This is a genomic window from Mycolicibacterium sp. TUM20985, from assembly GCF_030295745.1.
Classification (GTDB): Bacteria; Actinomycetota; Actinomycetes; order Mycobacteriales; family Mycobacteriaceae; genus Mycobacterium.
In genome coordinates this window covers 546,245-566,954 of the sequence record NZ_AP027291.1, presented here as the reverse complement: position 1 = coordinate 566,954, position 20,710 = coordinate 546,245, and the positions used below count along the sequence as shown (strand labels likewise).

Below are 20,710 nucleotides of genomic sequence, written 5' to 3'. Positions count from 1 at the left end.
CACATGACTGTTTATGCGCGGCCAGGTACCGAAGGCTCGTTGATGACCTTCGAGTCCCGCTATGACAACTACATCGGCGGCGAGTGGGTGGCGCCGACCGCGGGCCGGTACTTCGAGAACCCCACACCGGTGACTGGCAAGACATTCTGCGAGGTCGCCCGCTCCGACGAGTCCGACGTCGAGAAGGCCCTGGACGCCGCCCACGCCGCCGCGCCCGCGTGGGGCAAGACCTCACCTGCGGAGCGTTCGGTCATCCTCAACAAGATCGCCGACCGCATCGAGGAGAATCTCGAGTCGATCGCGCTGGCCGAGTCCTGGGACAACGGCAAGCCGATTCGCGAGACCCTCAACGCGGACATCCCGTTGGCCGTCGACCACTTCCGTTACTTCGCCGGAGCCATTCGCGCGCAAGAGGGTTCGCTGAGCCAGATCGACGACGACACCGTCGCCTACCACTTCCACGAGCCGCTGGGTGTCGTCGGACAGATCATCCCCTGGAACTTCCCCATCCTGATGGCGGTGTGGAAGCTCGCCCCCGCACTCGCCGCTGGCAATGCCATCGTGCTCAAGCCCGCCGAGCAGACCCCGGCGTCGATCCTCTACCTGATGTCGGTGATCGGGGATCTGCTCCCCGCCGGAGTCCTCAACGTAGTCAACGGCTTTGGCGTCGAGACGGGCAAGCCGCTGGCATCGAGCAATCGAATCGCCAAGATCGCCTTCACCGGCGAGACCACGACCGGGCGACTGATCATGCAGTACGCATCGCAGAATCTGATTCCGGTGACCCTGGAACTCGGCGGCAAGAGTCCCAACATCTTCTTCTCCGACGTCATGGCCAACGTCGACGACTACCAGGACAAGGCGCTCGAGGGGTTCACGATGTTCGCCCTCAACCAGGGTGAGGTCTGTACCTGCCCGTCGCGCAGCCTCATTCAGGCCGACATCTACGACGAGTTCCTCGCTCTGGCCGCGATCCGCACCAAGGCCGTCCGTCAGGGCGATCCGCTGGACACCGAGACGATGATCGGCGCTCAGGCGTCCAACGACCAGCTCGAGAAGATCCTGTCCTACATCGAGATCGGCAAGGACGAGGGTGCCAAGGTCATCACCGGCGGGGAGCGCGCCGAGCTCGGCGGCGACCTGTCCGGCGGATACTACGTCGCCCCCACGATATTCACCGGTCACAACAAGATGCGGATCTTCCAGGAGGAGATCTTCGGGCCGGTCGTCGCGGTCACCTCGTTCACCGACTACGACGACGCGATGGCGATCGCCAATGACACGCTCTACGGCCTCGGCGCCGGCGTGTGGAGCCGCGACGGCAACACCGCCTACCGCGCCGGCCGCGACATCAAGGCCGGTCGGGTGTGGACCAACTGCTACCACGCCTACCCCGCGCACGCGGCGTTCGGCGGTTACAAGCAGTCCGGCATCGGTCGCGAGAACCACAAGATGATGCTCGACCACTACCAGCAGACCAAGAACCTGCTGGTGTCCTACAGCAACAAGGCCCAGGGCTTCTTCTAGACGCCCCAGCCCGCCGAACGTGACGCCACTGCGAGATTCCAGCCGGTTTCTCGCAGTGGCGTCACGTTCGGCGCATGGCCCGGATGGCGGGCGCCGTGGAGGCGGCGAGCAGCGTCGTGCGATCCACCGGGTAGCAGACGTCGACCACCGCGGACGGCGGGAAGCGATACGGCCGACCGTGCAGCAGGCCGGTGAGTTGCTTTCGCAGCCGCGACATCTCGGCCCGAACGGTGACCACCCGGGACCGGTCACCGTACAGATCACCGGCGAGGTCGGGCGCCGAACGTCCGTCGCGGTGAGTGGCGAGGACGAGCAGGATCTCGGCGTGACGCGGCGAGATGTCGTGGCGCCAGCAGCCGAACTGGCCCACCATCTCCAGTGAGGGCGCACCCGAATCGCGGACGTCGAGCGTGACGCGGGAGATGCCCGGCGAGGCGTCCTCGTCGGTGGGTCGCACCAGCCAGCCGCCGGGTAGCAGTTCGATCTCGCACATGCCGAGCGGCGGCACCCAGGTGCGCCCGGGCGCCGTCTCGTCGGGCAGCAGGATCCTGGTGTGCAGCGGCAGCGAATCGACCGCCGCCACCCAGCCGTCGTTGTCGACGGCGAGGGCAGGCGCACCGATCCGCGCGAGGATGGGCGCCGCCACCGACCGCAGCCGGTTCAGCGTGCGGTCGTGCTGTTCGCGCAATCGCGACTCGGCAAGCCTCGCGACTACGTCCACCAACGCGACCGTCGTCGGGTGCACCGTGGTCGCTGGTCCGGAGACGTCGACCACGCCGATCACCTGGCCCGTCCTGGGGTCCTTGATCGGCGCTCCGGCACACGTCCACGGGTGGTGGCTGCGCTGGTAGTGCTCGGCGGAGAACACCGTTACGGCCCGACTGGTGGCCAGCGCCGTCCCGATGGCGTTGGTGCCGACGGCCGTCTCACCCCAGTGCGCGCCTTCGATGAAGCCCAGCCGATCGGCGTGGTTGAGCACCGACGCCGAGCCGCTGCGCCACAGCACGCGGCCGCGCGCGTCGGCCACGACGAGGATGTTGTCCCCGTCGGCGATCAGTGACTCCAGGTTCCGCGACACCTCGTCCAACACTGCGAGCAGACCCGAGGACCGTCGCAGCATCTCGAGTCCGGCAAGCTCGACGACGGGCGCGGCGAGCCGGTCGGGATCGATCCGGTTGGCCCGCATCCGCTGCCAGGAGTCCTCGATCACCGATCGCGGACGGGCCGGCGCGCGGGTTCCCGCCATCGTCGCGTCGTACACCGCCGACATGAGCCGCGCGTACCGACGGGGATCCTCGCCGACCGCGACGGCCGGTTCGGGAACGGACGGCTCGTGCATCGTCACCGATTGTGCTCCCGATCACATCCGAATGCCATCGGCCAGGTCAGCGGTACACCAGTCCGCCGTCGATCAACCCCGACTGACCGGTCATGTAGTCGGCGTCCGGACCCGCCAGGTAGGAGACGAAGCCCGCGACGTCGTCGGGAGTCTCGGCGCGGCCGAGGGCGATCCCGCCCACGAACTCGTCGTATGTCTCGCCTTCGGCGGCACCGGTCAGCTCGGCGAACCGCTTGTCGATCTCCACCCACATGTCGGTGCCGACAACCCCGGGGCAGTACGCGTTGACGGTGATGCCGTCGGCGGCGTGTTCCTTCGCCGCCGCCTGGGTCAGCGCGCGGACGGCGAACTTGGTGGCGCTGTACACGCCGAGCATGGCGAACCCTTCATGGCCGGCGATCGACGAGGCATTGATGATTTTGCCGGGATGGGCGAGCTCCTTGAACTTCCCCACCGCGGCCTGGATGCCCCACAGCACACCGTCGACGTTCACCGCCCAGATCTTGGCGACGTCCTCGGGCGTGGTGTCCACCAGCGGGGCGACGAGGGCAATGCCCGCGTTGTTGACCATCACGTCGAAACCGCCCAGCGCGGACGTCGCGTGCTCGACGGCGGCGAACACTTGCTCACGGTCGCTGACGTCGGCGATGAATGTGGTTGCTCTCGAACCGATCTCGTTGATCTCGTCGGCGACGGCGGTGATGCCGTCGGGTCCGAGGTCGACCAGCGCGACGTCGGCGCCGTCGCGGGCCAGCCTCAGCGCGATACCGCGGCCGATGCCCCGGCCGCCGCCGGTGACCAACGCGACCTTGCCCGTCAGCGGCGCGCTCACGATGCTGTCCGTGACATCGTCGGGTCGACCAGGACCTTCATCTTCTTGCCGGCGTGCAGCGCCTCGAAACCCTCGTCGATGACGTCGTCCAGGGCGATTGCCGTCACCCAGCCCGTCGTGTCGTAGGTGCCCTTCGCCATCAGGTCGATCACCGCTTCGAAGTCGGCACCGGTGTAGCACAGCGACCCCTGGATGCGGGACTCGTTCATCACCAGGTTGAGAAGCGGTGTGATCAAGGGTTTTTCGTAAATGGCGACGCTCACCATTGGTCGTCGCGCCCCGACGCAGGCCAGCCCCGTCTCCACCGCAGGCGCCACGCCTGCCGCGTCGAACACCGCGTCTGCGCCCGCGCCCCGGGTGTGGTCGGCGATGAAGGCGGGGACGTCCGTCGCCGTCGGGTCCAGCGTGCGCGCGCCGAGTGCTTCGATGGACGCCCGCCGGGTGGCCGACGGCTCGACGACGAATACGTCCTCGATTCCCTTGCCGCGCAACGCGAACCACAGCCCGATGCCGATCGGTCCCGCGCCGAACACCATCGACGTCCCATCTGGGCTTGGCTCACCGAGGGTGGCCGCGTGATACGCCACCGACATTGGCTCGACCAGTGCGCCGAGTTCCATGGACACGTTGTCGGGCAGGCGGTGCAGCATGTCGGTCGGCACGACCGTGTACTCGGCCATGCCGCCGTCGGACATCAGCCCGTGGAAGCCGATCTGCTGGCAGATGTTGTAGTTCCCCGCCCGGCACGGCCCGCAGTGGCCACACCGGTACAGCGGCATGATGGCGACCCGGTCACCGACCGCCCAGTCGCCGACGCCTGCCCCCACCTCGGTGATGACGCCGGAGAATTCGTGGCCCAGGGTCAACGGCAGCTGCTGGCCGGTGAGCGGATGAGGCTCGGTGGGCACGAAGATCGGACCCGCGTAGTACTCGTGCAGGTCGGTGCCGCAGATGCCGTTGAAGCCCACCCGCACCTTCACCGTGCCGGGCGTGGTCTCCGGTTCGGCGACGTCGTCGATCTCGAGCTTGTTCGGTCCGTAGTACACAGCTGCTCTCATGGTCCATGTCTAGGTGACCCGAGCCACACGCCGATAGAGTTGCAACCCGTTGCATCGCCGCTCCCCCCGCGATTTCGGCGCGGAATCGTTCGCTCAGCGACGGTTGGCGCGCCGAAATCGTGGCAGCGGCGGTGCAACCTGGTGCAACCCTTGTGCCGGACACCCGCGGTGGTGTGCTGTGAGTCACATGACCGAAACGATCGAAAAGCCGGCCGCCACCACACCCACGCCGCAGGCCCGCATCGACGCATGGCTCGCCGACTTCGAAGCCGCCATCGCCGTCCGCGACATCGAGCGGATCGTCGCGAAGTTCGCCGTCGACAGCTTCTGGCGCGACCTCATCTCCTTCACCTGGAACATCAAGACCGTCGAGGGACGTGACGGCGTCGCCAACATGCTCGGGGCCCGCCTGGCAGAGACGAGCCCGTCGGGGTTCCGCACACGCGAGGAGCCGACGGCCGACGGGGACGTCACATCGGCGTTCATCGAGTTCGAGACGGCAGTCGGCCGGGGTACCGGGCATATTCGCCTCAAGGGCGATGAATGCTGGACGCTGCTCACCGCCATGCAGGAACTCAAGGGCTACGAGGAGCACAAGGGCGCGACCCGCGTCTTGGGAGCGGTGCACGGCTCGGACCCCGACACCCGGTCGTGGGCCGAGAAGCGCGAGGACGAAGAGGCTGCGCTCGGATACGGCACCGAGCCCTACACGCTCGTCGTCGGCGGCGGCCAGGGCGGTATCGCCCTCGGCGCCAGGCTGCGTCAGCTCGGGGTGCCCGCGATCGTCGTCGACACGCACGAGCGCCCCGGTGACCAGTGGCGCAAGCGCTACAAGTCTCTGTGCCTGCACGACCCGGTCTGGTACGACCACCTGCCCTACATGCCCTTCCCGCAGAACTGGCCGGTGTTCGCGCCGAAGGACAAGATCGGTGACTGGCTCGAGTTCTACACCAGGGTCATGGAGGTCCCGTACTGGTCGAAGACCAGCTGCCTGTCGGCATCATTCGACGACGCCGAGAAGCGGTGGACCGTCGAGCTCGACCGCGATGGCGAGCTACTAACGCTGCATCCCACGCAGCTGGTGCTGGCCACCGGCATGTCGGGCAAGCCGAGCATCCCGACGCTGCCCGGCCAGGACGTCTTCCGCGGCGAGCAGCACCACTCCAGCGCCCACCCCGGGCCGGACCGCTACGTCGGCAAGCGTGCCGTGGTGATCGGATCCAACAACTCCGCCCACGACATCTGCAAGGCGCTCGTCGAGAACGGCGTCGACGTCACGATGGTGCAGCGGTCGTCGACGCACATCGTGAAGTCGGACTCGTTGATGGAGATCGGGCTCGGTGACCTCTACTCGGAACGAGCGGTGGCCGGGGGCATGACGACCGAGAAGGCCGATCTGACGTTCGCATCGCTGCCGTACCGGATCATGCACGAGTTCCAGATCCCCATCTATGACGCCATCCGGGTGCGCGACAAGGAGTTCTACGAGCGGCTGGCGGCGGCTGGCTTCGAATTGGATTGGGGCGACGACGATTCGGGCCTCTTCATGAAGTACCTGCGCCGCGGCTCCGGCTACTACATCGACGTCGGTGCCTGCGATCTGGTGGCGGACGGCACCATCAAGTTGGCCCACGGCCAGGTGGACCACCTGACCGAGGACTCGGTGGTGCTGGGCGACGGCACCGTACTGCCCGCCGACGTCGTGGTCTACGCCACCGGGTTCGGCTCGATGAACGGTTGGGCGGCCGACCTCATCGGCCAGGACGTCGCCGACAAGGTCGGGAAGGTGTGGGGTCTCGGTAGCGACACCGCCAAGGACCCCGGCCCGTGGGAGGGCGAACAGCGCAACATGTGGAAGCCCACCCAGCAGGAGAACCTCTGGTTCCACGGCGGGAATCTGCATCAGTCACGCCACTATTCGCTATACCTCGCGCTCCAACTCAAGGCGCGCTACGAAGGCCTACCGACGCCGGTGTACGGGCTCCAGGAGGTCCATCACCTGAGCTAGGCAGCAGGCGCGGGACCGACTGGGACGAAGCCGGAGCCCGGTCGGCTCTTTGCGTTGATGTCGGCCAGCACCGAGGTCATGGACATGGTGACCGCGGGGGTGTGCAGCGGAATGAACTTCACGACGCACGTCGGCAGGTCCTCGCTGAAGGCGCCGTGGATCATGCCGACGAGGAGGTTGTTCACGGTGACCGGGGCGCCCGAATCGCCGGGTTGCCCACATACCTGATTGAGGATCGTTCCCGGCTTGTCGCCCGGCCCCCAGGTGACGCCGCACGAGAAGCCCGTCGTGCGACCCAGCTTGCAGGCATTCTCACCGAACGCCGGGTCGGGCCCCAGCCCGTCGATCTCGAACCCGTCGATGCTGTTGACCGGCTGCACCTTCGCCCGGTCGAACTGGATGACGGCGTAGTCGAGACCGTCGTTGCCCGCGACCATGGTTCCTACGGGGCCGCTCTCGACGGCGCGTTCGGACGAGACCTGCGCGCCCGGCCCGCCACAATGCGCCGAGGTGAACCCGATCAGGTTGCCCTCGTCGTCGTTGCCGATGGTGGTCAACGTGCAGAAGGTGTCGCCATCGATCACGATGCCCGATCCGCCGCCGAGGATCACCCGATCATCGGCACCGGCGGTCCCGAGGTGCGGTGTGACGAGGGTGGCGAACACCAGGGCAAGGAGTGCGGGTACCGGGAAGATCCAGCGGTAACTCCGTGGTACCTGCAAGAAACCCCCTATAGACAGCCCCGGCCCATGACCGAGCGCGGTCAGTCTAGCGTCGGCCGACATCGTTGCGGCCGCCGCGACATGGCAACATGGGCGCCGAAGACATCCAAGCGGGGAGGACGAGTCCGTGAGCAATGACGACCGCAAGAGCGGCGTTCCGACGACGGTGACCTCGATTCCGCTGGTCGATCCGCATGCGCCGAAGCCCGATCCCTCGGTGGGGGACCTGGTCAAGGACGCGACGTCGCAGATGTCGACCCTGGTGCGCGCCGAGGTCGAACTCGCCCGCGCGGAGATCACGCGCGACGTCAAGAAGGGGTTGACGGGCAGCGTCTACTTCATCCTGGCGCTGGTCGTGCTCTTCTATTCGACGTTCTTCTTCTTCTTCTTCGTCGCCGATCTGCTCGACTTGTGGCTGCAGAAGTGGGCCGCGGATCTCATCGTCTTCGGCCTCATGGTGGTGACCACCGGACTGCTGGCGTTCCTGGGGTACCTCAAGGTGCGCAAGATCAGGGGCCCGCAGAAGACCATCGAGTCCGTCAAGGAAGCCCGGGTGGCGCTGGTACCGGGTGGCGACAAGCCGGCCCCGTCCACTGCCTCGACCAACGGCTCTGCGTCGACCGCTGACCCATCCGGCTGGTAGTGGCCACGGGCCGCTCCGGAGGAGAGCGAAGCGACCGGGGGATTGAACACCGCGGGCAGGAGCAGCCGCCCGATCCGTCGGTCACCCGCATCGCCGGTCCGTGGCGGCACCTCGACGTCCACGCCAACGGCATACGCTTCCACGTCGTCGAGGCACACCACCGTGCGGAGCAGTCCGGGCAGGTCGCCGGTCAACCCCTGGTGATCCTCCTGCACGGCTTCGGATCGTTCTGGTGGTCGTGGCGGCATCAGCTCCGTGGGTTGCAGGGTGCGCGGGTGGTCGCCGTCGACCTGCGCGGTTACGGCGGCAGCGACAAGCCCCCGCGCGGGTATGACGGCTGGACGTTGGCGGGCGACACCGCGGGTCTGGTGCGCGCGCTCGGCCACGAGACGGCGACGCTGGTCGGGCACGCCGACGGCGGACTCGTCTGCTGGGCGACCTCGGTCCTGCATCCGCGGGTCGTGCGGGCCATCGCCGTGGTCAGCTCACCGCATCCGGTGGCGCTTCGCGCGTCCGCGCTGACGCGCCGCGACCAGAGCCGGGCCCTGCTGCCACGGATGTTGCGCAATCAGGTTCCCGTCTGGCCGGAGCGGTCGCTGACGCGTGCCGACGCCGCCGAGCTGGAAGTCATCGTCCGCAGCCGAGCTGGCGCCAAATGGCTTGCCTCCGAGGATTTCTCGGAAACAATCGGCCACATGCGCCGGGCCATCCAGATTCCGTCGGCGGCGCATTCGGCGCTGGAGTATCAGCGCTGGGCGGTGCGCAGCCAGCTCCGCAGTGAGGGGCGACGCTTCATGCGATCGATGAAACGACCGCTAGCGGTGCCGATGCTGCACATTCGCGGTGACGCCGACCCCTACGTGCTGGCCGACCCGGTGCAACGCACCCAGCGTTTCGCTCCGCACGGTCGGTACGTCGCGATCGCCGGGGCTGGGCACTTCGCCCACGAGGAGGCTCCCGGGCACGTCAACGAGCAGTTGACCAGATTCCTGGCGGGCGTCTACAGCGACTGAATCAGGAGATGCAGGTGTCGGTGGACACCCGCTGGGTGTTGCCCACCCGCGCCATCTGCTTGGCCACCTCGTTGGAGGTCAGCACGAAGCCGGTGTCCGCGTCGTCGACCGCCGCGCCGAACACCACGCCGAGCACCTTCCCGTCCTTGTCGATCAGCGGACCGCCTGAATTGCCTTGTCGCACAGTTCCTCTGATGGTGTAAACCTCGCGGGTGACCGTCGTCGTGTGATAGATGTCCGGTCCGTTGAGCTGAATGATCTCGCGGATGCGGCCAGGGGTGGCGGTGAACTCCCCGCCACCGGGATACCCCATCACCACCGCGTCGGTACCCGTGGGCGCCTCCTGCATGTCGAACTGCAGCGGGGCCGACGGCAGATCGGGCACGTCCAGGATGGAGATGTCGGCATTCGGGTCATACGACACCACGGTCGCGTCGTAGGTCTTTCCATCGGCCTCGACGGTCACGCTCTCCGACCCCGCGACGACGTGGGCATTGGACATCACCCGGTTGGGCGCGACGACGAACCCGCTGCCTTCGAGGACCTTCTGGCAACTGGTGGCCACCCCGCGGATCTTCAGCACGCTCGGTCGGGTGGCCGCCACGATGGGGTCGTTCACCAGGGCCGCGTCGGGCGCATCGACGTTGACGATCGGAGTGCGGCCGAACGGCTGCAGGACGTCGGGCAGCCCCGAGGTGTCCAGGAGTGACGACAGCCGCGTGGGCACCCGCTTGAGCCACGCCGGCGCGGCCTCGTCGACGGTCGACAGCACGCGCGAACCACGCACCGCCGCAGCCAGATTCGGTTGATCCGAGGACGTGAGCGGGGTGGCCAGCAGCCACGCCGCCACCAGGACGGCGACGAGTTGGAGCGCCACCCCGATTACCGAGTCCACGGTGCGCAGTCCGCCGTGCCGGATGGCACCGCGCACGGCCCGGCCCAGCACGACGCCCGCGATCTCGCCGATCACGACGAGCCCGAGGATCAGGAACAGCGCGACGAACAGCTTGGTCCTCGGCCCGTCGACGTGGCCCACCACGTGCGGCGCCAACAGCACGCCCGCGACGGCGCCCAGGATGACCCCGACGAAGGACAGCAGCGAGCCAAGTGCCCCGGAACGCCAGCCGGAGACGGCGGCGACGAAGGCGATGGCGAGGACGGCCAGATCAAGCCACTGCGACGATGTCATTGTTGGCCCTCACCGTAATCGCTACCACCGCCGACGAGCGCCATTGCCTCGTCCAATTCGCGGACGTCGTCGCCGTTCCACGGTTGCGCCCAGCCTGCGACGTCGAGGAGGGCGGAGATGATCTGGCCGGTGAAACCCCATACGAGCATCTGGTTGAGCAGGAACGCGGGCCCGGCGAACCGGCTGGCGTTCTCCTTGCGGTACACCATCAGTCGGTTCTCGGGGTTGACGAACGCGCGGACCGGCACGCGGGCGACGATCGCCGTCTCACCGTCGTTCACGACACCCACCGGTCCCGGGTCGGGTGAGTAGGCGAGCACGGGCACGACGTGGAAACCCGACGGCGGGATGAACATCCGGTCGAGCGTGGCGAGCGGCCGCAACCGAGTGGGATCGATACCGGTCTCCTCGCGCGCCTCCCGCAACGCGGTGCCGACGGGTCCCCCGTCATCCGGATCGGCGGCACCGCCGGGGAATGCCGCCTGCCCGGCATGATGGCGCAACGTCGACGCCCGGACGGTCAACAGCAGGTCGGCGTCCTCGGGTGGCCCGTCCGACGGAGACTCCGACGGTCCCGAGAACAGCACCAGGACGGCGGCGTCACGCTTCGTACCGTGCAGCGTCGCCGTCGCTTCGTTCGTTTCGCTGGCCTTGCTGATCGCCGCCAACACGTCGGCAGGCACCCGCCGACGGTAGGCCTGCGGCACGTCGCCGACGTTCTCCAGCAGCGGTTTCAGCCACGACGGGGCGGCGGTGGCGTCGAGTGAAGCCAGCGGTCCCCCGTCACCGTTGGCGCTCAACCACGCACTCCTATCCCTGGATTCACCGCCGCGGCGATCTCATCGGCGCTGGTGAAGGCGCGCGGCAGGATTTCGGCCACCGTACCGTCCGCGCGGAGGACCACCGTGGCGGGCATGACGTTGGGCACCTCGAGGGCAGCGGCGATGAGCCGTCGACCGTCCTGCAGCGTGGGCAGTCGGACACCCAGTTCGGCGAGTCGCAGCAGCGCGGCCGTCTCGTTCTCGTCCTGGTGCACGGTCAGCACCGTCACCGCCGAACCCATCCGGCGCTGATATTCGGCCATTGCCGGCAGTTCGTCGGCGCACGGGCCGCACCAGTAGGCCCACAGGTTGAGCACCACGTTGCGGCCGGCGACCACGCGGGCGACGTCGACGCGGCTGCCGTCGGCGGCACATTCGACCGTGATCCCTGCGAGCGCGTTGGGGCTCGGCCCTCCCGACGGCGCGGGGCACGGCGGGAGGTCGGCGCGGGCGCGCGGTTCCTGCAGGGCCTCGGGGGTGTCGGCGTCGCGGTGTTCACGGGCGACTCCGGCGGACGGCGGGCCGCCACCCGCGCCACCCGCATCTTGGGAGCCGACCTCACGCCACAACGCCACCGCGAGCGCGACGACGATGACGAGTACCGCCGCGGTCCAGCGGGTCGACGCGCGCATGGGACGGACGGCGCTCAGAGCCCGGCCAACGCCAGCAGATGCTCCGTCTCGGGGCCCTTGACCAGTGCAGCGGCCGCCAACGGGTCCGTCGGTCCCGTGCCGTAGGACGGACAGTCCTTGGCCAGCACGCACACGCCGCACGCGGGTTTCTTGGCGTGGCAGACCCGGCGTCCGTGGAAGATCACGCGGTGGCTGAGCAGCGTCCACTCCTTGCGGGGGATCAGCTCCGCGACCGCGAACTCCACCTTCACCGGGTCCTCCAGCGCCGTCCACCGCCAGCGGCGCACCAACCGGCCGAAGTGGGTGTCGACGGTGATGCCGGGAATGTCGAAGGCGTTGCCGAGGATGACGTTTGCCGTCTTGCGCCCGACACCGGGAAGCGTCACCAGTTCGTCGAGGGTGCGCGGCACCTCTCCGTCGAACCGTTCGACGAGTTCTTGGCCCAGCCGCATCAGCGAATTGGCCTTGTTGCGATAGAAGCCGGTGGGCCGGACCATGGCCTCGAGTTCGTCGCGGTCGGCGCCCGCGTAGTCCGCAGCCGTGCGGTACTTCGCGAACAGCGGGGGGGTCGTGAGGTTCACGCCCTTGTCGGTGCTCTGCGCCGAGAGGATGGTGGCCACGGTGAGTTCCAGCGGATTGGTGAAGTCCAGCTCGCAGTAGACATGCGGAAAGGCTTGTGCGAGCGTGCGATTCATCCGCCGCGCCCGTCGGACCAGCCCGGCGTGAGTTTCGTTGTCGTACTTGGCGGCCTTGGAGGCCGTCCCTGCGCGCGCTGCCACCTCGTCAGCCTACTGACGCAACCGACGAGTGTAAGCGCGGACCGGTGGCAATTCGTGATCCCACCGAGATGTTCGGCGTGTTTACTTCGCCATGTGTCTTGGTTGCTCGTCGCATTCATCCCGGGGTTGCTGATGTTGGCGACCTTCGGGCTGGACCGCTTGGAGGCCGGGCTCGACACCGACGCGGTCTCCCCCGCGGACGTCAACGACTTTCTGGAACAGGCGAAGGCGGACTGCGCCAAACCCGCGGCACGCACCCCCCGAGTGGCGACCTACCGATTGCTCGACGACGTTCACTCCGAACGCCTCGCCACCGAATGGCCACGACCGTTGCCCACGGCCGTATTCGGCCACCACGGATCCAATCCGGAATTTCAGGCGACTCGCCACGCCCATCGTGTGTAGCGTTGGCCTGTGGCGAAGGTGCCTGCGCTTAGACTGATTTGCGCCATCCAGCACAGGATGGCCTTGGCGTGTCAATCATTTCCGACGGCTTAAGGGGCAACGTGGACGAGATCCTGGCGAGGGCCGGAATCTTCCAGGGAGTCGAACCGACTGCGGTTTCCGCGCTGACCAAGCAATTGCAGCCAGTCGACTTTCCGCGTGGACACACGGTGTTCGCCGAAGGGGAGCCCGGAGACCGGCTCTACATCATCATCTCGGGCAAGGTGAAGATTGGCCGCCGGTCACCCGATGGCCGCGAGAACCTGCTCACCATCATGGGTCCGTCCGACATGTTCGGCGAGCTGTCGATCTTCGACCCCGGGCCGCGGACGTCCAGCGCCACCACCATCACCGAGGTCCGCGCCGTGTCGATGGACCGAGAAGCGCTGCGCGCGTGGATCGCCGATCGTCCCGAGATCGCCGAGCAGCTGCTGCGCGTGTTGGCCCGTCGCCTGCGCCGCACCAACAACAACCTGGCGGACCTCATCTTCACCGACGTGCCCGGCCGCGTCGCCAAACAGCTGCTGCAGCTCGCGCAGCGGTTCGGCACCCAGGAGGGTGGTGCGCTCCGCGTGACGCACGACCTCACCCAGGAGGAGATCGCGCAGTTGGTCGGCGCCTCGCGCGAGACGGTCAACAAGGCGCTCGCCGACTTCGCCCATCGCGGGTGGATCCGCCTGGAGGGCAAGAGCGTGCTGATCAGCGACTCCGAACGCCTGGCCCGCCGCGCAAGGTAACGAGCGAGCATCGAGCAGGACGCCCGCTTCTCCTCACGCGCGTAGATAGTCCAGCTGCGCCTGCACGCTCCACTCCGCGTGCTCCCACAGCTTCTCGTCGACGTCGGTGTAGACGTGTTCGACGATCTGACGGGCTGCGGCGTCCTCACCGAGAACCCGTAGCGCGTCCCGCACCTGGCCGAGACGCTCCTCGCGGTGGTCGAGGTACATCTGTGTCACCGCCTCGAGATCGCCGAGCTCGGGACCGTGGCCCGGCAGCACCGTGCGCCGGCCCAAACCGTTGAGCCGTCGCAGTGACTCCATGTAGTCGGCCAAACTGCCGTCTTCGTTGTCGATGACGGTGGTCCCACGACCGAGCACGGTGTCCGCGGTGAGCACCGCACCCATCCCGTCGCTTCGCTCGCCCCTGGAATCGTCGACGAGGAAGGACAGCGAGTCGGCCGTGTGTCCGGGCGTGGCCATCACCGTGATGCGCAGGCCGGCGGCGTCGATCACCTCGCCGTCGGACAGCGGGCCGCCGAGACCCCGCAGGAAACCACTGCCCACCGCCCGCACGGTCGCGCCCGTCCGGTCGACCAGCTTGTCGATCGCATCGGTGTGGTCGCCGTGCTTGTGGCTGATCAGCACCAGCGGGATCGTGCCGAGGGCGGCGATCCGTTCGATGTGCGCGTCGTCGTCGGGCCCGGGGTCGACCACGACCAGCTCGTCGCTACCCGGCCCTCGCAGCACCCAGGTGTTGGTGCCGTCGAGCGTCATCAGCCCCGGGTTGTCGCACAGCAGCACCGACGCCGTGTCGGTCACGCGCCGCAGCTTCCCCTAGGCGGGATGTTCCAGGGGTGTCATCCCCGCGTCGCTCCGCCGAGCCGAGTCACGCCACCTCGACGATGATCTCGACCTCCACCGGAGCATCGATCGGCAGCTCGGACACCCCGACGGCCGAGCGGGCGTGCGCCCCGGCGTCCCCGAACACGTCGCCGAACAGTTGTGACGCGCCGTTCACCACACCGGGTTGACCGTTGAATCCCGGAGCGGACGCTACGAAGCCGACGACCTTGACCACGCGGGTCACCGCGTCGATGCCCACGAGCGAATGGACGGCCGCGAGCGCGTTCAACGCGCAGATCCGCGCCAAGTCCTTGGCGTCCTCCGCACTGACATCGGCGCCGACCTTGCCCTTCTGCGGAAGTTCTCCGGCGACCATCGGCAGCTGTCCCGACGTGTAGACGAGATTGCCCGTCCGGACCGCGGGCACGTATGCAGCCAGCGGGGTGACGACCTCGGGCAGCTCGATGCCCAACTCCGCCAGTCGCTTCGAAGCCGTCACACGTCCGGTGTCCTGCCCGGCGGACACGGTTACTTGGGCCGTTTCATGTAGGCGACGAGCTGCTCACCGGTGGGACCGGGAACCACCGACACCAGCTCCCAGCCGTCCTCGCCCCACTGGTCGAGGATCTGCTTCGTCGCATGGGTCAGTAGGGCCACCGTCACGTATTCCCACTTCGTCAATTCGCTCATGGGCCTGAGCTTATCGGTCGCCGCGGGAGCGATGGATAGCATGCAATGGTGAGCAACGACGTTCCCGAATCCAGCGGTCGCACATCCGTAGGCTGGCCCCCCCGCATGACAAAGGCGCGTCTGCACTTCGTGACCGGCAAGGGCGGCACCGGCAAGTCGACGATCGCCGCCTCGCTCGCCCTCGCCCTCGCGGCCGGCGGCCGAAAGGTGCTGCTGGTCGAGGTCGAGGGCCGCCAGGGCATCGCGCAACTCTTCGACGTGCCCCCGCTGCCGTACGAGGAAGTGAAGATCGCGACCGCGGATGGCGGTGGTCAGGTCAACGCGCTCGCCATCGACACCGAAGCCGCCTTCCTCGAGTACCTCGACATGTTCTACAACCTCGGCATCGCGGGCCGGGCGATGCGCCGCATCGGCGCCGTCGAATTCGCGACGACGATCGCGCCCGGGCTGCGGGACGTCCTCCTCACCGGAAAGGTCAAGGAGATCGTGGTCCGGTCGGCGAAGGACAAGGGCAAGGACCGCACGGGAGGTATCAACGGTGCCTACGACGCCGTCGTGGTGGACTCCCCGCCGACGGGACGCATCGCGCGGTTCCTCGACGTCACCAAGGCCGTCTCCGATCTGGCGAAGGGCGGGCCGGTGCACTCCCAGGCCGAGGGCGTGGTCAAGCTGCTCCATTCCGAGTTGACCGCCATTCACCTCGTCACGCTTCTCGAGGCCTTGCCGATCCAGGAGACCGTCGAGGCCATCGACGAGCTCAGAGAGCTGGGGTTGCCGATCGGCAGCGTCATCGTCAACCGCAACATCCCGGCCTATCTGGACGCCAGCGATCTCGCCAAGGCCGCCGAGGGTGACATCGACGCAGACTCCGTCCGCGCCGGCTTGACCAAGGCGGGAATCACGTTGTCCGACAGCGACTTCGCGGGGCTGCTCACCGAGACCATCGAGCACGCGACACGGATCAGCGCGCGGGCGGAGAGCGCCGCGCAACTCGACGCGGTCGACATTGCACGACTCGAACTGCCCGCGATCGCCGATGGCGTCGACCTGGGCAGCCTGTACGAACTCGCCGAGGCACTCGGCCAGCAGGGCGTGCGATGAGCGCCAGCGAAGACCACCAGGAGATCCAGCGATGAGTACCACAACGACCGTCCTCGATCTGGGCGCTATTCTCAACGACAGGGCCAACCGCGTCGTAGTCTGTTGCGGCGCAGGCGGTGTCGGCAAGACCACTACCGCAGCGGCCATGGCGCTGCGGGCGGCGGAGTACGGCCGCACCGTCGTCGTCCTCACCATCGACCCGGCCAAGAGACTCGCCCAGGCGCTCGGCATCAAGGATCTCGGCAACACCCCGCAGCGTGTCCCGCTCGCGCCGGAGGTCACCGGTGAACTGCACGCGATGATGCTCGACATGCGACGCACGTTCGACGAGATGGTGACCCAGTACTCCGGCGGCGACCGCGCCGAGGCGATTCTGGAGAACCAGTTCTACCAAACCGTCGCCACCTCCCTCGCGGGCACGCAGGAGTACATGGCGATGGAGAAGCTGGGTCAGTTGCTCGGTGAGGACAAGTGGGACCTCGTGGTGGTCGACACCCCGCCGTCACGCAACGCGCTCGACTTCCTCGATGCGCCGAAACGCCTGGGCAGCTTCATGGACAGTCGCCTGTGGCGGCTGCTGCTCGCTCCGGGTCGGGGCATCGGCAAGCTGGTCACGGGCGCTGTCGGCTTGGCGATGAAGGCGCTGTCGACGGTCCTGGGCTCCCAAATGCTCTCCGACGCAGCCGGCTTCGTGCAGGCCCTGGATTCGACGTTCAGCGGCTTTCGTGAGAAGGCGGACCGGACCTACGAATTGCTGAAGCGGCGGGGCACCCAGTTCGTCGTCGTCTCGGCTGCCGAACCGGACGCGCTGCGCGAGGCTTCCTTCTTCGTCGACCGGCTGTCGACGGAGAGGATGCCGCTCGCTGGGCTGATCCTCAACCGGACCCATCCGACGTTGTCCGATCTGCAAACCGACAAGGCGCGGGAGGCGGCCGATCAACTGACCGCCGGCGGTGGTGACGAACTCGCGGCCGCGGTGCTGCGCGTCCATGCCGACCGAGCGCAGACCGCCAAGCGGGAGGTTCGGTTGCTGTCGCGGTTCACCGGGGCCAACCCGCACGTCGCGATCGTCGGCGTGCCGTCACTGCCGTTCGACGTATCCGACCTGGAAGCGCTGCGGGCGATCGCCGATCAGCTCACCGGCGAAACAGACGCGGCCTAGGCCCTTGGGCCCCTGGTCGACTAGACGGCGCTGCGGTGCTTGCGCTGCGCAGCGAAGAACTCGGCCCACGACACGACGTCGGGATGCTGTTTGAGCAGGGCACGACGCTGACGCTCGGTCATGCCGCCCCAGACCCCGAATTCGACGCGGTTGTCGAGGGCATCGGCGCCGCACTCGGAGATCACCGGGCAGTGGCGGCAGATCACGGCCGCCTTCCGCTGGGCGGCACCGCGGACGAACAACTCGTCGGGGTCGGCCTGCCTGCAGCGCGCCTGGGATACCCAGGCGATGCGGGCTTCTGCCTCGGGGCCGTGGACGACGACACCGTTGACTGGGGAACTCATGACCGTCCTGCGCGCCGCGGGTCGTGTTTCTGACACCTGCGATCCCTTCGTCCAGCCGCCCGTCAGAACGGCCCAGTCCTCGGTGTAGAAAGCCTGTGCGATCTACGCCACATTGCAATCCGGGTGTTACCTAGATCGCACTGTCCGTCAAAGCTAGGTGGTCAGGGGGGTTTTGCGCAACAGTCATTTCGCAAATTATTGGGACGACCGTGCCGTGATGCGCTTTCGTGCACCTAAAGGGCTTGCACAGGCGGCGGTCGAGGGCTAAACGGACCGCTGAGACGCTGGTGACTGGCGACGTCGCTACTGTGTAGCCATGTCTGACCGATCGTCGGCGACGCCGTCGCCGAGGCGCGCCCCCGCCGCGGTCACCGTCATCAAGCTGGCCTGGTGCGTCCTGCTGGCCAGCGTCGTCGCCGCGGGCCTCATGTTCCCGGTCGTCGGCGGCTTCGGATTGATGTCCAACCGCGCCTCCGACGTGGTGGCCAATGGCTCGGCGCAGTTGGTCGAGGGTGAAGTTCCCGCCGTGTCGACGATGGTGGACGCGAAGGGTAACCCTCTGGCGTGGCTGTACAGCCAGCGGCGGTTCGAGGTGCCCAGCGATCAGATCGCCAACTCGATGAAGCTCGCGATCGTGTCGATCGAGGACAAGCGGTTCGCCGAGCACAACGGCGTCGACTGGAAGGGCACGCTGACCGGATTGTCCGGCTACGTGTCCGGGGCCACCGACACCCGCGGCGGTTCCACCATCGAGCAGCAGTACGTGAAGAACTATCAGTTGCTGGTCATCGCACAGACCGACGCCGAGAAGCGCGCCGCGATCGAGACCACGCCAGCCCGCAAGCTGCGTGAGATCCGCATGGCGCTGACGCTGGACAAGACGTTCACCAAGCCCGAGATCCTGACGCGCTACCTCAACCTGGTGTCGTTCGGCAATGGCGCGTTCGGTGTGCAGGACGCCGCTCAGACCTACTTCGGCATCAACGCCTCGGAGTTGAACTGGCAGCAGGCTGCGCTGCTCGCCGGCATGGTGCAGTCGACGAGCACGCTCAACCCGTACACCAATCCCGAGGGTGCGCTCGAACGTCGGAACGTGGTGCTCGACACCATGATCGACAACGTGCCGCAGGAGGCGGAGGCGCTGCGCGCGGCGAAGCTCGAGCCCCTCGGCGTTCTCCCCCAACCCAACGAACTGCCGCGCGGCTGCATCGCCGCGGGCGACCGCGCCTTCTTCTGCGATTACGTGCTCGACTATCTGGCGCGCGCGGGAATCAGCAAGGAACAGGTCGCCAAGGGCGGCTATCTCATCAGGACCACGCTGGATCCGGACATCCAGAACTCGGTGAAGTCGGCGATCACCGGGATCGCGGCGCCCGACCTCAACGGCGTCGCCAGCGTGATGAGCGTCATCCGGCCGGGCCGGGAGTCGCATCCGGTGCTGGCCATGGCGTCCAACCGCACCTACGGCCTCAACCTCGATGCCGGCGAGACCATGCAGCCCCAGCCGTTCTCCCTCGTCGGTGACGGCGCCGGCTCCATCTTCAAGGTCTTCACCACGGCCGCCGCGCTGGAGATGGGCATGGGCATCAACGCGCAGCTGGACGCGCCCTCCCGCTTCGAGGCCAAGGGCCTGGGCAGCGGTGGCGCCAAGGGCTGCCCGCAGGCCACGTGGTGTGTACTCAACGCCGGCAACTACCGGGGTCAGATGAGCGTCACCGACGCCCTGGCCACGTCCCCGAACACGGCCTTCGCCAAGCTGATCTCGCAGGTGGGCGTGCAACGCACCGTCGACATGGCCGTCAAGCTGGGCTTGCGGTCCTATGCCCTGCCCGGCACCGCGCGCGACTACGATCCGGAGAGCAACGAGAGCCTGGCCGACTTCGTCAAGCGTCAGAATCTCGGGTCGTTCACGCTGGGTCCCATCGAGGTCAACGCGCTCGAGCTGTCCAACGTGGCGGCGACGCTCGGCTCCAGCGGTACGTGGTGCCCGCCGAGTCCGATCGACAAGGTCTTCGACCGCAGTGGCAAGGAGGTGTCCGTAACGACGGAGACCTGCGAGCAGGTGGTGCCGGAGGGCCTGGCCAACACCCTGGCCAACGCGATGAGCAAGGACGACACCGGGAACGGCACCGCTGCCAGCTCGGCGGGCTCGGTGGGGTGGAGCCTGCCGATGTCGGGGAAGACCGGCACCACGGAGGCGCACCGGTCGTCGGGCTTCTTCGGCTTCACGAGTGACTTCGCTGCGGCGAACTACATCTACGACGACTCGACCACTCCCGGTGAACTGTGCTCGTTCCCGCTGCGACAGTGCGGTTCCGGCGACCTCTTCGGTGGCAACGAGCCCGCCCGGACCTGGTTCACGGCGATGAAGCCCATCACTCCGGACACCGTGCAACTGCCGCCGACAGATCCTCGCTACGTCGACGGGGCGCCGGGTTCGAAGGTGCCCAGCGTCGCCGGCATGACGCAGGACCTGGCCCGGCAGCGACTGCGCGACGCCGGCTTCCAGGTCGCCGATCAGGCCACGCCCGTCAACAGCGGCTCGTCGGTGGGTTCGGTCGTGGGCACGTCACCCTCGGGGCAGACGGTTCCCGGCTCGATCATCACCATCCAGATCAGCAACGGCATTGCGCCAGCACCGCCGCCACCACCACCGGGGATCTTCCCGCCGGGAGTGGATCCCAACGACCCCAATGCGGTTCCCCCACCGGTGGGTTCGACGGTCGTCAACATCCCAGGGCTTCCGCCGATCACGGTGCCCGTGCTGGGACCACCGCCGCCGCCACCACCGTAGCGGCACCGATGGTGACGGGGCCGTGACTCCCGAGGCGCCTGCGGGTGACT

At 67.7% G+C, this 20,710-nt stretch carries 21 protein-coding genes; 9 read left to right on the top strand and 12 right to left on the bottom strand.

The window, feature by feature from the left end; all coding sequences use genetic code 11:
• Positions 1 to 3: 3 nt before the first annotated feature.
• Positions 4 to 1,527, top strand: coding sequence for an aldehyde dehydrogenase (gene adh / locus QUE68_RS02725; RefSeq protein ID WP_284224399.1), 1,524 nt, complete (start codon positions 4 to 6; stop codon positions 1,525 to 1,527).
• Between the two features lie 61 nt (positions 1,528 to 1,588).
• Here adh and QUE68_RS02720 read toward each other — a convergent pair whose 3' ends face one another.
• From QUE68_RS02720 to QUE68_RS02710, 3 genes are read right to left on the bottom strand one after another with little or no spacing between them, the layout of a single operon-like run.
• Positions 1,589 to 2,866, bottom strand: a complete 1,278-nt coding sequence (locus tag QUE68_RS02720; RefSeq protein WP_284232433.1) for a GAF domain-containing protein — start codon at positions 2,864 to 2,866, stop codon at positions 1,589 to 1,591.
• A gap of 46 nt (positions 2,867 to 2,912) precedes the next feature.
• Entirely contained in the window at positions 2,913 to 3,698 is a 786-nt protein-coding gene (locus QUE68_RS02715; protein ID WP_286275123.1) for an acetoin reductase, read from the bottom strand.
• Complete coding sequence (locus QUE68_RS02710; protein ID WP_286275122.1) at positions 3,695 to 4,756, bottom strand: 2,3-butanediol dehydrogenase; 1,062 nt, start codon at positions 4,754 to 4,756, stop codon at positions 3,695 to 3,697. Before QUE68_RS02710 ends, QUE68_RS02715 begins: the two co-directional genes overlap by 4 nt.
• Positions 4,757 to 4,943: 187 nt before the next feature.
• On the opposite strand from QUE68_RS02710, the gene QUE68_RS02705 reads away from it, so the two are divergent.
• Positions 4,944 to 6,764 (top strand): flavin-containing monooxygenase, encoded by a 1,821-nt coding sequence (locus tag QUE68_RS02705; protein WP_286275121.1) that lies wholly within the window; start codon positions 4,944 to 4,946, stop codon positions 6,762 to 6,764.
• On the opposite strand, the gene QUE68_RS02700 is transcribed toward QUE68_RS02705, so the two are convergent.
• The gene (locus tag QUE68_RS02700; protein ID WP_284230617.1) at positions 6,761 to 7,432 is read right to left on the bottom strand and encodes a chymotrypsin family serine protease; all 672 of its coding nucleotides are present in this window, start codon (positions 7,430 to 7,432) and stop codon (positions 6,761 to 6,763) included. The two genes, QUE68_RS02705 and QUE68_RS02700, sit on opposite strands and share 4 nt — an antisense overlap.
• A 181-nt stretch (positions 7,433 to 7,613) precedes the next feature.
• Here QUE68_RS02700 and QUE68_RS02695 point away from each other — a divergent pair, with 181 nt between their 5' ends.
• Complete coding sequence (locus tag QUE68_RS02695) at positions 7,614 to 8,129, top strand: phage holin family protein (RefSeq protein WP_284224394.1); 516 nt, start codon at positions 7,614 to 7,616, stop codon at positions 8,127 to 8,129.
• 41 nt (positions 8,130 to 8,170) lie between these two features.
• Positions 8,171 to 9,142: an alpha/beta fold hydrolase gene (locus tag QUE68_RS02690; protein ID WP_286275726.1), complete on the top strand. Its 972-nt coding sequence runs from the start codon at positions 8,171 to 8,173 to the stop codon at positions 9,140 to 9,142.
• A gap of 1 nt (position 9,143) precedes the next feature.
• Here QUE68_RS02690 and marP read toward each other — a convergent pair whose 3' ends face one another.
• Genes marP through nth form a run of 4 tightly spaced genes read right to left on the bottom strand, consistent with a single transcriptional unit; the run spans position 9,144 to position 12,563 of the window.
• Complete coding sequence (marP, locus tag QUE68_RS02685; RefSeq protein WP_284224393.1) at positions 9,144 to 10,331, bottom strand: acid resistance serine protease MarP; 1,188 nt, start codon at positions 10,329 to 10,331, stop codon at positions 9,144 to 9,146.
• On the bottom strand, positions 10,328 to 11,131 hold the full coding sequence (locus tag QUE68_RS02680; RefSeq protein WP_284224392.1) for an NUDIX hydrolase: 804 nt from the start codon (positions 11,129 to 11,131) through the stop codon (positions 10,328 to 10,330). Before QUE68_RS02680 ends, marP begins: the two co-directional genes overlap by 4 nt.
• Positions 11,128 to 11,784 carry a TlpA family protein disulfide reductase gene (locus tag QUE68_RS02675; protein ID WP_284224391.1) on the bottom strand — a complete coding sequence of 219 codons (657 nt, stop codon included), beginning with the start codon at positions 11,782 to 11,784 and terminating at the stop codon, positions 11,128 to 11,130. Before QUE68_RS02675 ends, QUE68_RS02680 begins: the two co-directional genes overlap by 4 nt.
• A 14-nt stretch (positions 11,785 to 11,798) precedes the next feature.
• Positions 11,799 to 12,563, bottom strand: coding sequence for an endonuclease III (nth, locus tag QUE68_RS02670; RefSeq protein WP_284224390.1), 765 nt, complete (start codon positions 12,561 to 12,563; stop codon positions 11,799 to 11,801).
• 93 nt (positions 12,564 to 12,656) lie between these two features.
• On the opposite strand from nth, the gene QUE68_RS02665 reads away from it, so the two are divergent.
• Both QUE68_RS02665 and crp read left to right on the top strand, forming a co-directional pair.
• Positions 12,657 to 12,968: a hypothetical protein gene (locus QUE68_RS02665; protein ID WP_284224389.1), complete on the top strand. Its 312-nt coding sequence runs from the start codon at positions 12,657 to 12,659 to the stop codon at positions 12,966 to 12,968.
• A gap of 101 nt (positions 12,969 to 13,069) precedes the next feature.
• Positions 13,070 to 13,744 (top strand): cAMP-activated global transcriptional regulator CRP, encoded by a 675-nt coding sequence (crp, locus tag QUE68_RS02660; protein WP_263997190.1) that lies wholly within the window; start codon positions 13,070 to 13,072, stop codon positions 13,742 to 13,744.
• A 33-nt stretch (positions 13,745 to 13,777) separates the two neighbouring features.
• Here crp and QUE68_RS02655 read toward each other — a convergent pair whose 3' ends face one another.
• From QUE68_RS02655 to QUE68_RS02645, 3 genes are read right to left on the bottom strand one after another with little or no spacing between them, the layout of a single operon-like run.
• Positions 13,778 to 14,554, bottom strand: coding sequence for an MBL fold metallo-hydrolase (locus QUE68_RS02655; protein WP_286275725.1), 777 nt, complete (start codon positions 14,552 to 14,554; stop codon positions 13,778 to 13,780).
• A 58-nt stretch (positions 14,555 to 14,612) separates the two neighbouring features.
• Positions 14,613 to 15,068 carry a RidA family protein gene (locus tag QUE68_RS02650; protein WP_284224387.1) on the bottom strand — a complete coding sequence of 152 codons (456 nt, stop codon included), beginning with the start codon at positions 15,066 to 15,068 and terminating at the stop codon, positions 14,613 to 14,615.
• 29 nt (positions 15,069 to 15,097) lie between these two features.
• Positions 15,098 to 15,259 (bottom strand): DUF4177 domain-containing protein, encoded by a 162-nt coding sequence (locus QUE68_RS02645; protein ID WP_140700206.1) that lies wholly within the window; start codon positions 15,257 to 15,259, stop codon positions 15,098 to 15,100.
• 45 nt (positions 15,260 to 15,304) lie between these two features.
• Here QUE68_RS02645 and QUE68_RS02640 point away from each other — a divergent pair, with 45 nt between their 5' ends.
• Both QUE68_RS02640 and QUE68_RS02635 read left to right on the top strand, forming a co-directional pair.
• A complete protein-coding gene (locus QUE68_RS02640; protein ID WP_284224386.1) occupies positions 15,305 to 16,360 on the top strand; it encodes an ArsA family ATPase in 1,056 nt (351 codons plus the stop codon).
• Between the two features lie 31 nt (positions 16,361 to 16,391).
• Positions 16,392 to 17,522, top strand: a complete 1,131-nt coding sequence (locus QUE68_RS02635; RefSeq protein ID WP_286275120.1) for an ArsA family ATPase — start codon at positions 16,392 to 16,394, stop codon at positions 17,520 to 17,522.
• A 20-nt stretch (positions 17,523 to 17,542) separates the two neighbouring features.
• Here the strand turns inward: QUE68_RS02635 and QUE68_RS02630 are convergent, their stop codons facing one another.
• Complete coding sequence (locus QUE68_RS02630) at positions 17,543 to 17,902, bottom strand: WhiB family transcriptional regulator (RefSeq protein ID WP_284224384.1); 360 nt, start codon at positions 17,900 to 17,902, stop codon at positions 17,543 to 17,545.
• A 280-nt stretch (positions 17,903 to 18,182) separates the two neighbouring features.
• Here QUE68_RS02630 and ponA2 point away from each other — a divergent pair, with 280 nt between their 5' ends.
• Entirely contained in the window at positions 18,183 to 20,660 is a 2,478-nt protein-coding gene (gene ponA2 / locus QUE68_RS02625) for a transglycosylase/D,D-transpeptidase PonA2 (protein ID WP_284224383.1), read from the top strand.
• Positions 20,661 to 20,710: the final 50 nt, after the last annotated feature.